At 63.0% G+C, this 12,237-nt stretch carries 10 protein-coding genes; 5 read left to right on the top strand and 5 right to left on the bottom strand.

The window, feature by feature from the left end:
• Positions 1-188: 188 nt before the first annotated feature.
• A complete protein-coding gene (gene glgX, locus AWB74_RS27945; RefSeq protein ID WP_061149886.1) occupies positions 189-2,387 on the bottom strand; it encodes a glycogen debranching protein GlgX in 2,199 nt (732 codons plus the stop codon).
• Between the two features lie 246 nt (positions 2,388-2,633).
• Here glgX and AWB74_RS27950 point away from each other — a divergent pair, with 246 nt between their 5' ends.
• From AWB74_RS27950 to AWB74_RS27965, 4 genes are all read left to right on the top strand, one after another.
• Positions 2,634-4,016 carry a DUF2252 domain-containing protein gene (locus AWB74_RS27950; RefSeq protein ID WP_061149887.1) on the top strand — a complete coding sequence of 461 codons (1,383 nt, stop codon included), beginning with the start codon at positions 2,634-2,636 and terminating at the stop codon, positions 4,014-4,016.
• A 179-nt stretch (positions 4,017-4,195) separates the two neighbouring features.
• Positions 4,196-4,636, top strand: coding sequence for a large conductance mechanosensitive channel protein MscL (gene mscL, locus AWB74_RS27955; RefSeq protein WP_061149888.1), 441 nt, complete (start codon positions 4,196-4,198; stop codon positions 4,634-4,636).
• 320 nt (positions 4,637-4,956) lie between these two features.
• On the top strand, positions 4,957-5,448 hold the full coding sequence (locus AWB74_RS27960) for a hypothetical protein (RefSeq protein WP_061149898.1): 492 nt from the start codon (positions 4,957-4,959) through the stop codon (positions 5,446-5,448).
• A 236-nt stretch (positions 5,449-5,684) separates the two neighbouring features.
• Entirely contained in the window at positions 5,685-5,894 is a 210-nt protein-coding gene (locus AWB74_RS27965) for a dodecin (RefSeq protein WP_061149899.1), read from the top strand.
• A 74-nt stretch (positions 5,895-5,968) separates the two neighbouring features.
• Here the strand turns inward: AWB74_RS27965 and AWB74_RS27970 are convergent, their stop codons facing one another.
• The 4 genes from AWB74_RS27970 to AWB74_RS27985 all read right to left on the bottom strand — a co-directional run bounded on the left by AWB74_RS27970 (position 5,969) and on the right by AWB74_RS27985 (position 10,811).
• On the bottom strand, positions 5,969-7,060 hold the full coding sequence (locus AWB74_RS27970; RefSeq protein ID WP_061149889.1) for a BMP family ABC transporter substrate-binding protein: 1,092 nt from the start codon (positions 7,058-7,060) through the stop codon (positions 5,969-5,971).
• A 112-nt stretch (positions 7,061-7,172) separates the two neighbouring features.
• Positions 7,173-8,102 carry an ABC transporter permease gene (locus tag AWB74_RS27975; RefSeq protein WP_061149890.1) on the bottom strand — a complete coding sequence of 310 codons (930 nt, stop codon included), beginning with the start codon at positions 8,100-8,102 and terminating at the stop codon, positions 7,173-7,175.
• 13 nt (positions 8,103-8,115) lie between these two features.
• The gene (locus AWB74_RS27980) at positions 8,116-9,222 is read right to left on the bottom strand and encodes an ABC transporter permease (RefSeq protein ID WP_061149891.1); all 1,107 of its coding nucleotides are present in this window, start codon (positions 9,220-9,222) and stop codon (positions 8,116-8,118) included.
• Between the two features lie 17 nt (positions 9,223-9,239).
• On the bottom strand, positions 9,240-10,811 hold the full coding sequence (locus AWB74_RS27985) for an ABC transporter ATP-binding protein (RefSeq protein WP_061149892.1): 1,572 nt from the start codon (positions 10,809-10,811) through the stop codon (positions 9,240-9,242).
• A 271-nt stretch (positions 10,812-11,082) separates the two neighbouring features.
• On the opposite strand from AWB74_RS27985, the gene AWB74_RS27990 reads away from it, so the two are divergent.
• Positions 11,083-12,015: a LysR substrate-binding domain-containing protein gene (locus AWB74_RS27990; RefSeq protein WP_061124662.1), complete on the top strand. Its 933-nt coding sequence runs from the start codon at positions 11,083-11,085 to the stop codon at positions 12,013-12,015.
• The last annotated feature ends 222 nt before the right edge of the window (positions 12,016-12,237 follow it).

Genomic DNA, 12,237 nt, shown 5'->3' on the forward strand with positions numbered 1-12,237 from the left:
CCAGCTCGCGACGCGCAGGATGGCGTGCAGCATCATGTCGATGGTGCCGCGCGGCTGTGAAGGCCCGCGCGTTCATGCGTGATCGATACGTGCATCGGAAAAAAAGAAGGCGGCTCGCGCCGCCTCCTGTCGCTATCGCAAAAACCAGATGATAACCGGTCGCGCGAAACGCCCTGCCGACGCCAGACTCAACTCGCCCCGCTTTCGGGCGGCACCTCGTCCGTCAAGGCTTCTTCCAGCCGCTTGAAAATGCGTTTGGTCGCACCGCGCGGCTGAAGCGCAAACAGCAGCAGCGAGCGGCCCGTCACCTGATACACGTCGTCGGCGCCGAACTCCGGCAACTCTTCGCGAATCGGCGCATTCGTGTCGATCAGACAGATCCATTCGTCCGGGCCCGGAATATCGGGCAGCGTGAAATCGACCACGTCGTGATACGCGTTCACGATCAGCAACAGCGTCGCGTCCGACGCCGGCTTGCGGATGCCGGTCGCCTGCGCGCGCCCGTCGATGACAAGGGCGAAGCAGCGCATGTTCGGATCGTCCCATTGCTCCTGCGTGAGCTCGTCGCCGGTGGTGCCGAGCCATCTGACATCGGCGACCTGCAAGTCCTCGTGATATTCGCCCGTGAGAAAGCGCTGGCGCCGCAGCACCGGCAGCGTGTGACGCAAGGTCGTCAGCTTGCGCAGGAATTCGGTGAGCGCGCGCCCGTCGTCGTCGATATCCCAGTTGACCCAACTGATGTCGTCGTCCTGACAGTACGCGTTGTTGTTGCCCTTCTGCGTGCGGCCGAATTCATCGCCCGCGAGCAGCATCGGCGTGCCTTGCGAGAACAGCAGCGTCGCGAGCATGTTGCGCTTCTGGCGCTCGCGCAGCGTACGGATCTCGACATCGTCCGTCGGGCCTTCCGCGCCGCAGTTCCACGACTTGTTGTCGGAGTGGCCGTCGTTGTTGTCCTCGCCGTTCGCCTCGTTGTGTTTCTCGTTGTACGAAACGAGATCGTTCAGCGTGAAGCCGTCGTGCGCGGTGATGAAGTTCACGCTCGCCCACGGCCTGCGCCCGCGCTTGTTGAACTTGTCGCCCGATGCGGTCATGCGCGTCCCGAGCTCCGGCGCGATGCCTTCGTCGCCCTTCCAGAACTCGCGCACCGTGTCCCGATAGCGATCGTTCCATTCCGCCCAGCCCGGCGGAAAGCCGCCGACCTGATAGCCGCCCGGCCCGCAATCCCACGGCTCGGCGATGAGCTTTACGCTCGAAAGAATCGGGTCTTGCCTGCAACTGTCGAGAAAGCCGCCGCCTTCGTCGAAACCGTATGGCTCGCGGCCGAGGATCGTCGCGAGGTCGAAACGGAAGCCGTCGACGTTCATCTCCGTCACCCAGTAGCGCAGGCTGTCGGTGACCATCTGCAGCACGCGCGGATGCGAGAGATTGAGCGTGTTGCCCGTGCCGGTATCGTTGATGTAATAGCGCGCCTCTTCCGGCATCAGCCGGTAGTACGACGCGTTGTCGATGCCGCGAAACGACAGCGTCGGCCCGCGCTCGTTGCCTTCGGCGGTGTGGTTGTACACGACGTCGAGAATCACTTCGAGCCCGGCTTCGTGCAGCCGGTCGACCATCTCCTTGAACTCGGCGATGACGCCCGGCCCGCGCGCGAAATAGCGCGGATCGGCGGCGAAAAAGCCGATCGTGTTGTAGCCCCAGTAGTTCGTGAGGCCCTTGTCGAGCAGATGGCTGTCGTTCACGAAGGCGTGAATCGGCAGGAGTTCGACCGATGTCACGCCCAGGCTCTTGATGTACTCGACCACTTCCTTTTGGCCGAGCCCTTCGAACGTGCCGCGAATGGGCTCTGGAATCGCCGGATGCAGCTTCGTGTAGCCGCGCACGTGCGTCTCGTAGAAGATCGTGTGCTCCCACGGCACGCGCACGCGCGTCGGGTGTGTCCACGAGAATGTCTGATCGACGACCTGGCACTTCTGCACGAAAGGCGCGCTGTCGCGTTCATCGAACGTGAGATCGTCGCCTTCGGCGTCGAGCGTATAACCGAAGATGGCCGGGTCCCATTTCAGCTCGCCGACATGCGCCTTCGCGTATGGGTCCAGCAGCAGCTTGTTCGGATTGAAGCGATGGCCGTTCTCCGGCTCGTAGGGACCGTGCACACGGTATCCATAGACCGTGCCGGGCTCGAGGCCCTGCACGTAGACATGCCAGACTTCATCGGTGTATTCGGGCAGTTCGATGCGCTGCGTTTCCTGCTCGCCTTTCTCGTCGAAGAGGCAGAGTTCGACCTTGGTCGCGTTCGCGGAGAACAGCGCGAAATTGACGCCCTTTCCGTCCCAGGTCGCGCCGAGCGGGAACGGCGAGCCTTCGGCAATGCGGAGTTCGTTCGGCATGAGATGATGTTTTCGATGTGGATGACGCACCGGGCGTCGGGATTGCGCGATGGCATTGCGGGCTTCGGCGGATCGAACGAAGCACTTCGCGTGCCCGCGTGAGATGCCGGCGCGTCGCTTGCTGTGCAGACGGCGCGCGTTCATGCTGCAGACGCGTCGAGTGTAAAACGTTCCGCTCGCGAGCGTCGAATGCCTGACGTTCGACGAACATTCGACACGCCCCGTCCCGCCGAAGGAGAAAACGCCTTGTCGACACGCCCCGATTCATCGCCGAATTTCCCGATCAGCGGCACAGCCGACGCGAGCCGCGCCACCGGCCGCGCGTTGCGCGACGCCGTTGCCTTCGACGCCCACGGTGCCTGGACGCCCGAGCCGGACCGGCCCGACCCCGTCGAACGCGTGCTCGCGGGCAACGCGGGCCGTCAGGAGCGTCTGATTCCGCTGCGCATGCAGCGCATGGCGGAATCGCCGTTCGCGTTCCTGCGCGGCTCCGCAACGGTGATGGCGTGGGATCTGGCGAAGTCGCCGTCGATCGGCCACAACGTGATCATCGATGGCGACGCGCACATCAACAACTTCGGCCTCTTTCGCACGCCGCGCCAGGACGTCGTGTTCGATTTGAACGATTTCGACGAAACGCTCGTCGGCCCGTGGGAATGGGACCTGAAACGTCTGACCGCGAGCATCAATGTCGCGGCGCGCGAGAACGGCGTCGATGCCGCGGGCCGGGAGCGCGCGGTGCGCTCCGCATGCGCGGCATACCGCACGACGATGGACGGGCTCTGGCAAGTCAGCCCGTACGACCTCTGGCAGATGCGTTCCTACGCGAGCGCCCTGCACATGGACGCGCCGACGAAGCTCGATCAAGAAGAGAAAGCGACCATCGAGAAGACCGTCGAACGCGCGATGAAGCGCTCGCACGCGACGATGTTCGCAAAAGTCGCGGAGCCCGTCGGCAAGAGCTATCGCTTCAAGGTCGACCCGCCGATTCTCACGAAGCTCGACGCCGCCGAGAAAAATCATGTGACCGATGGCCTCAAGGCGTATCTGCAGACCATCGCCGGTGAATGGCGGATGATGCTCGAACGCTACGACGTCGCGGATGTCGCGCATCGCGTGGTGGGCGTAGGCAGCGTCGGCACGCGCGCGTATCTCGTGCTGCTCGTCGGGCGCGCGCTCGGCGACCCGCTTTTCATGCAGGTGAAGGAAGGCATCGTGCCCGCGGCTGCGCCGTTCGTGCCGCCGCTCGACGAGCCGTATCGCCATCAGGGACGGCGCGTCGTGCACGGACAGCGGCTCTTGCAAAGCTCGTCCGATGCGCTGCTCGGCTGGACGACCATCTCCGGCCGCGATTTCTACGTACGGCAAATGAAGCAGATTCGCGGCTCGATTCCGGTCGACTGGCTGCACGGCGCGACCTTCGACTTCTATGCGTGGTGCCTCGGCCTGCTGCTCGCCCGCGCCCACGCGCGCACCGGCGACGCCGCGCTCATCGCGGGCTATTGCGGGCACTCGGACCGGCTCGACGCAGCCTACGCAATGTGGGCCGAACGCTACGGTTCGCAGGTCGTCGCGGACCACGCCGCATTCTGCGCGGCGATCAGCGTGGGCCGCGTGCCGGCCGCATGATGCACGCGTGAGCGCACGAGATGTTCAGCGCGCGGGCGGTTCGCGGACGAATTGACTATCATTGACGTTGCCCGCGCGAAACGCGGCTCACGCTGCGTTTCGCGCGCGTTCCAATGGCATAGCCCTTGCTGCCGTCTGAGCCCGCACAACCATTTGACACAAACTGGAGGAAGCCGCGCATGAGCATGATTGAGGAATTCAAGAACTTCGCCCTGAAGGGCAACGTCATGGACCTCGCAGTCGGCGTCATCATCGGCGGCGCATTTTCGACGATCGTCAATTCCATCGTGAAGGATCTGATCATGCCGGTGGTCGGCCTCGCGACAGGCGGCCTCGACTTTTCCAATCTCTTCGTACGGCTCGGGCACATACCGCCAACCTTCAAAGGCAATCCCGATTCGTACAAGGATCTGCAGACCGCGGGCGTCGCCGTGTTCGGCTACGGCTCGTTCATCACGGTGCTGATCAACTTCATCATCCTCGCGTTCATCATCTTTCTGATGGTCAAGTTCATCAACAATCTGCGCAAGCCGGTCGAAACCGCGCCGGCCGCGACGCCGGAAGACGTGCTGGTGCTGCGCGAGATTCGCGACGAGCTCAAGAAGTCGCCGCGCGTCTAGGCGGACAAACCCGCCCGATCCGCATGGAACCCGCGCCGCGCGCGCGGGTCTGCATGACTGGCACCCCGCCCGCTGGGTGCGCCCCCCCGCTTTTTTCTTTACGAAAGCTGTTCGCGCGGGTAGCAGCAGGACTATTATTGGGATAGATGCTCAGAGGGATGCCAAGCGGGCCGCCTAACGGTCATCGGCACGAATCGTGCGCCAGCAGCGTGCACCGGCAACTAGCCGGACACGAGTTGGCAGGCCCGATTCACCGTGACCTAATCACATCGATGCGCTATAAAAGATCGACGTGCGGCGCGCAAGACGGGAGTGGCCGCATGAGGACGCTGCGTTTCTTGCAATTCTTTTTCAGGCGAGTTTTTATGTCCTTCCCGAAAAAGCGTAAACGCGTGAAGGCCGATGGCGACGAGTCTTTTCTCGCCGTGCTGCGGCATTTCAAGCCATTTGGTCAGCTGGACACGAAGATCGCCCGCGCTCGCGCGCAGGACGAGCCGGTTCTGTACGCACATGTGCTGCCGGGTCTCGATGTCCTTCTGTGCAGTGTGCGGGGCGCACAGCCGCCGTATCCGGCCATCGACGAGCTGCACAGGCGCTGTGTCGAATCCATCACCAATGCGCTCGAGCAGCCGCTCGACGGACTCGAAAACGGCGGTTACTGGTACGAGGCGAACGGTTTCGGTTTCCTTGTGTTCGCGAGCCGCGCACGCGCCCAGATTCTGAGCGAATTCGGCGCGACGGTTTCGGCACGCAGGCGCCGCGGCACCCGCCGCCAGGATGCGGGCGATGCCGCCTCGCGGCCGCTGCGCTGATTCTTCGCTGACATTCCCCTGCGGTTTTCCGAAAGCGTACGAGCCTCGTTCATGAGGCTCGTGCTTGTATGTTCGCGTGCTTCGCGCAAACCCCGACTACACGCGCGCGCATTCCTGTCCTTTAATGAAAGCCACGCGCGATGAGCGTGATGGCGCGTGCCTTGCTGCATCGGTATTGCAGGCTCGCGGCGAACGACGCGTCGCCGGAGCCGATCCATCATTACAAGGAGAACACCATGTCGGAACACGTCTATAAGCAGATCGAACTCACTGGCTCCTCGCCGCAATCGAGCGACGATGCCGTGCGCGTCGCGCTCTCGAAGGCGTCGAAAACGCTGCGCAACATGCACTGGTTCGAAGTGGTCGAAACACGCGGGCACATCGAGGACGGCAAGATCCTGCACTGGCAGGTGACGATCAAGGTGGGACTGCGCATCGACGATTGATGCTTTTTCCGACGTCATGAAAAAACGCGCGTCACTGCGAAGCGACGCGCGTTTCCTATTGCATCGAAGACGGCTTACTTCGGCAACGAGCCGTCGACGCCCTCGACATACCAGTTGATGCGCTGCAGTTCCGGATCGGACAGGGTCTTGCCGGCCGGCACCTTCTCCGCGCCCGACTGATCCTTGATCGGGCCGCTGAACACGTCCCACTTGCCGGTGTGCAGCTCGTCGCGCTTCGCGGCGACGGCCTGCACGGCCTTCGCGGGAATCACGCCGGTGTTCAGATCTTCGAGATCGACGGCCTTTTGTGGAATGCCGAGCCATACGGGATCGTTCTTCCACTTTCCGTCGATGACCTTCTGGATCACGTCGTTGTAGTACACGCCCCAGTGCGCGACCACCGAGCCCAGATGCGCGCTCGGGCCGAACTTCTTCATGTTCGAATCCCAGCCGAACGCGTAGACCTTCTTCTCGGCGGCGGTGTTGAGCGTCGCGTTGGAGTCGGTGTTTTGCAAGAGCACGTCGGCGCCCTGGCCGATCAGCGTTTCGGCCGCCTGCTTTTCCTTGCCCGGATCGAACCAGCTGTTGATCCAGATGACCTTCGTGTGGATCTTCGGATTCACCGAGCGCGCGCCCATCGTGTACGCGTTGATGTTGCGCACCACTTCGGGAATCGGCACCGACGCGACAAAACCGAGCGTGTTCGTCTTCGTCACATAGCCTGCGGCGACGCCCGCGAGATACGCGCCCTGATACATGCGCACATCATAGGTGCCGAAGTTCTTCGCCTTCTTGAAACCGGTGGCCGTCAGGAAAATCGTGTCCGGAAAATCCTTCGCGACCTTCAGCGCGAAGTCCTGATAGCCGAAGCTCGTGGCGAAGATGACCTTGTTGCCCTTGTTCGCGAGATCGCGGAACACGCGCTCGGAGTCGGCGGATTCGGGCACGTTCTCGACGCGCGTAATCTTGATCTTGCTGCCGTACTTCGCTTCGGCCTCTTTGCTGCCTGCGTCGTGCGCAAATGTCCAGCCTGCATCGCCCGGATTGCCGAGATAGACGAACGCGACGCCCGGCGCGTCCGCCGCCTGCACGCCCGTCGACAGCGCGGCGACGGTGGCGGACAGCGCGACCGTCGCGGTGATCGCTTTAAGCCACGGTTTATTCATTGTGATTCTCCTGGTCGATGTTGTGTTTGAGTCGAGAATGCGTGTAACCGAGTGTGGTCGGCCAAAAAAGCGGACGAAATCACGATGCGGCTCGCCAGCAACAGCGTTTTGGCTAACTCGCCGCGAAAAACGGCTTGCCGAGCGAGGCCGGCGCATTGAGCTTGATCGTGTTCGGATTGCGCGAGATGAGCACCAGCACGACGATGGTCGCGAGATACGGCAGCATCGCGAGGAACTGCGTCGGCACCGGCACGCCGATGGCCTGCGCGTAGAACTGCAGCGCCATCACCGCGCCGAAGAGCAGCGCGCCGATGAGCAGCCGCCCCGGACGCCACGTCGCGAACACGACGAGCGCGAGCGCGATCCAGCCACGGCCCGAAGTCAGTTGCTCCTGCCAGACGTGCAGATAGACGATCGAGTAATAACCGCCCGCGATGCCCGCCATCGCGCCACCGAAGAGCGTCGCGCCGTAGCGCACGCCGACTACGGAGAAGCCCACCGAATGCGCGACCGACGGCGATTCCCCGACCGAACGCAGCACGAGCCCCGCGCGCGTCTTGTAGAGGAACCAGCCGATCACCGCGAACATGATGAACGCGAGATAACCGAGCGGCGTGAGCGAGAAGATCGCGGGGCCGAGCACGGGAATCGATGAAAGGCCGGGAAGCGGCATCACGTCGATTGTCGAGCGCACCGCCGCCGACGTGTACGGCTTGCCGACATACGCCGAAAAGCCGATGCCGAAGATCGTCAGCGACAGGCCCGTGGCGACCTGATTGGCGAGCATCGTGATGGTGAGAAAGCCGAAGAGCAGCGCCATCGCGAGCCCGGCGAACACCGACGCGACGATGCCGAGCCACGGATTGCCGGTGATCGCGGTGACGGCGTAGCCCGTGACCGCGCCCATCAGCATCATGCCTTCGACGCCGAGATTGAGCACGCCCGACTTCTCCGCGACGAGCTCGCCCGCGCCGGCGTACATCAGCGGGATGGCGGCGACCACGGCGCTCGACGCGAGATTGCTGGCCTGATTGATATCCATGTTCTTGTGCCTCTCAAGCAGCGTGATGCGCAGGCGTCCTGCGCTTGATGCGGTAATTCACGAACAGATCGCAGCCGAGCAGACAGAACAGCAGCAGGCCCTGAAACACGCCCGCGAGCGCTTGCGGCAATTGCAGCGACGTCTGCACTGCTTCGCCGCCCAGATAGAGCAGCGCCATCAGCAGGCTCGCGAGCACGATGCCCACCGGATGCAGCCGCCCGACGAACACGACGATGATCGCGGTGAAGCCATAGCCCGGCGACCAGCCCGCCTGAAGCTGGCCGATCGGCCCGGCCACTTCGCCCATACCGGCGAGTCCCGCGAGGCCGCCGGAGAGTAGCAGCGAGGTCCAGATCGTCTTCTTGTCGGAGAAACCGGCGTAACGCGCGGCGAGCGGTGCAAGACCGCCGACGTTCATCCGGAAGCCCGCGAAACTCTTGCGCATGAAAATCCACACGAGAGGAATCGCGATCGCCGTCAGAAACACCGACGCGTTGATGCGCGTGCCCTTCAGCCACGTCCAGTGCCAGTCGCCATAGAGGCGCGGGAACAGCGCGTCGTCGCCGAACATCGCGGAAATCGGAAAGTTCATGCCTTCGGGATCGCGCCACGGGCCGCTGACGAGATAGATCAGCAGTTGCGTCGCCACGTAGGTGAGCATCAGGCTCGTCAGGATTTCGTTCGTGTTGAAGCGGCTCTTGAGCAGCGCAGGAATCGCCGCCCAGATCATGCCGCCGAGGATGCCGCCCAGCATCATCAAAGGCAATGTCCACCAGCCGGATGCGTCGCCGGCATGAATCGCGATGCCGCCCGCGACAATGCCGCCGAGCAGCATCTGCCCTTCCGCGCCGATGTTCCACACGTTCGCGCGATAGCCGACCGCGAGCCCGAGGGCGATCAGGCATAGCGGCGACGCTTTCAGCACGAGCTCCGACCAGCCGTTGATGCTGGAGAGCGGCTCGATGAAGAACGCGTGCATCGCGCGCAGCGGGTCCTGGCCGACGAGACTGAAAATCAGAAAGCCGATGACGAGCGTCGCGACGGCGGCGACTACCGGCACGGCGAGCTGCATGGCGCGCGAGGGCGTCGCGCGCGCTTCGAGTCGATAGGGAAAGATCATCGCTTCCTACTTTTTTCTTACTTCGAAAGTGATTCGGGCGCGGCTGCGGGCGCGGCCTTGCCATCGAAGAGACCGGCCATGAAGAGGCCGACTTCCTCCGCGTTGGTTTCGCTCGTCTTGCGCACTGGCGAAAGCTTGCCGCGCGCGATCACGGCGAGCCGGTCGCAGATATCGAACAGTTCTTCGAGCTCTTCGGAAATGACGAGGATCGCGACGCCGCGTGCCGACAGATCGAGCAACTGCTGACGGATGAAGCCCGCCGCGCCGACATCGACGCCCCAAGTGGGTTGCGCGACGACGAGCACCTTCGGCTCCTGCAGGATCTCGCGTCCGACGATGAACTTCTGCAGGTTGCCGCCCGACAGGCTTTGCGCGAGCGCATGGCTGCCGCCGCAGCGCACGTCGAACGATTGGATGCAGCGGTCCGCGAACGCCTTCACCGCGTTCGCCTTGATCCAGCCGCCGCGCACCAGATTTTCGCGATGCGCGGTGAGCAGGCCGTTATCGGCGAGTGACATCGCGGGCACCGCGCCGCGTCCCAGCCGTTCCTCGGGCACGAACGCGAAGCCCCGGCGCCGGCGGCCGCCCGCGGTGAAACGCGCCGCGGGCTTGCCGCAGATCGAGATGGCATCGGCTGCGACATGCTTGTCGCGGATTTCGCCCGACAGTGCCGCGAGCAGCTCCGCCTGACCGTTCCCCGACACGCCCGCGATGCCGAAAATCTCGCCCGCATGCACGGCGAACGAGACGTTGTCGAGCGACGTTCCGAACGGATCGGGGCTCGCGACCGACAGATTCTTCACCGCGAGGCGCACCTCGCCCGGCCGGTGTTCGCGTCGCGTGTAATCGGGCAGCGAATGGCCGACCATCAACTGCGCGAGCGACGCCGGCGTTTCGCGGCGCGGATCGACGTTGCCGGTCACGCGCCCGCCGCGCATCACCGTGGCGTTCTCGCAGAGCGACTGGATTTCGTCGAGCTTGTGGCTGATATAGAGAATGCTGCAGCCTTCCGATGCGAGCCGGCGCAGCACCTTGAAAAGCTTCTGGACCGCCTGCGGCGTGAGCACGGAAGTCGGCTCGTCCATGATGAGCAGCCGCGGATTCTGCAAGAGGCATCGGACGATCTCCACGCGCTGCCGCTCGCCGACTGTGAGGCTATGCACGTGGCGCTGCGGATCGACATCGAGCCCGTAATCCTTCGACACCTCGCGGATGCGCTTGCCGAGCGCCTTCATGTCGAATTTGTCGTCGAGCGCGAGCGCGATGTTCTCGCCCACCGTCAACGTCTCGAACAGCGAAAAGTGCTGAAACACCATGCCGATGCCGAGCTTGCGCGCCGCCGCCGGACTGCCGATCTCGACGGCTTCGCCCTGCCAGCGGATCTCGCCTTCGTCGGGCCGCACGGCGCCGTAGATGATCTTCATCAGCGTGGACTTGCCCGCGCCGTTTTCGCCCAGCACGGCGTGGATTTCGCCCGGCATGACGATGAGATTCACGCCGTCGTTCGCCTTGACCGACGGATACTGCTTGCTGATACCGGACAACGCCAGGCGCGGTGGCGTCGTCGACGTGATGATGGCGTCGCCCATTGAAATCCAGAAATGCGCCCGGCCACCGAGCAGGCCGGGCTGGAAAAGGTTACCGCGAGACCGGTGCGTGACATTCGCGATGACGCGCAAGTTGGCCGCGGGCAGAATTTACAGAATTCGGAACGCTAAGTCGATAACTCAAAATAATGCGCCACACGCCGCACAGCCACTATTTGCGGGTAACCCACACCTTGACGAAATTTTCGCGTCATATTAAAAACTATATGTCACACCCCTGCATCGATCAGCCAGAACATATAGTGGAGATAACATGAGTCAGCAACGCGAGGCGATCGATACATATTTATTGCGCGTCTTGCACACCCTGTTGATGGAACGCAGCGTGACGCGCGCGGCCGTCAAGCTCAATCAGTCGCAACCCGCCATCAGCGCCGCTTTGCGGCGTCTGCGCGATATCACCGGCGACCCGCTCCTCGTGCGCGGCAAGTCCGGCATGGTGCCGACCGAGTACGGCCTGCGCCTGCTCGAGCCCACGCAGAACGCGTTGCGCGAGATCGAGCGGATCAAGGTCCAGCAGCACAACTTCGATCCTTCCACGTCGGTTCGGTGCTATCGCATCGGCTGCCCCGATTATCTGAATGTGCTGTTCGTGCCGACGGTCGTCGAACGATTCCGGCAGGCCGCGCCCGACGCGACGCTCGAGTTTCATTCGCTCGGGCCGGCGTTCGATTACGAGCTCGCGCTGGAAGACGGCAAGCTCGATATCGTCGTCGGTAACTGGCCCGAGCCGCCCGAGCAACTGCATCTTTCGAACCTGTTCGTCGACAAGATCGTGTGTCTCGTCAGCAACACGCATCCGTTTGCGAAGCGCGGCGGGCTCACGCTCGATCAGTATCTCAACGCACCGCACCTTGCGCCGACGCCTTATTCCGTCGGGCAGCGTGGGGCTATCGACGTGCATCTCGCGCGGGAGCGGTTGAAGCGTCATGTCGTCGTTACGCTGCCTTACTTCAATCTCGCGCCTTACGTGTTGATCAAGTCGGATCTCGTTTTTACGACGACGCGGCTGTTTGCGGATCATTACGCACGGTTTCTGCCACTCGCGGTCGTGCCCGCGCCGCTCGACTTCCCGCCTATGCAGTATTACCAGTTGTGGCATGAGCGGTGTCATTACTCGGATGAAGTTCGATGGTTGCGGGGGCTTGTGGCTGAAGCCACGCGGTCGTTGATTGATCAGCCTTGAGGGGCGTGATTTGTTTCTTTCGTGAAACCTGTGTTCATGTCGGTCTATTAGCACTGCCCCTCCCCGGGGCGGGGGTAACTTTCTTTGCTGCAGTGTATAGACCGGGGACATGGTTGACAGATTTGGCGGGGACATGGTTGACACTTTTGGGCATCGAAATGCCTGGACTGACCATGCCTTGGAACCCGCAAAACACCATGCAACTTCGCCTCGAATTCGTCA

This window comes from Caballeronia arvi, from assembly GCF_001544695.2.
In the GTDB taxonomy this organism is placed as follows: domain Bacteria; phylum Pseudomonadota; class Gammaproteobacteria; order Burkholderiales; family Burkholderiaceae; genus Caballeronia; species Caballeronia arvi.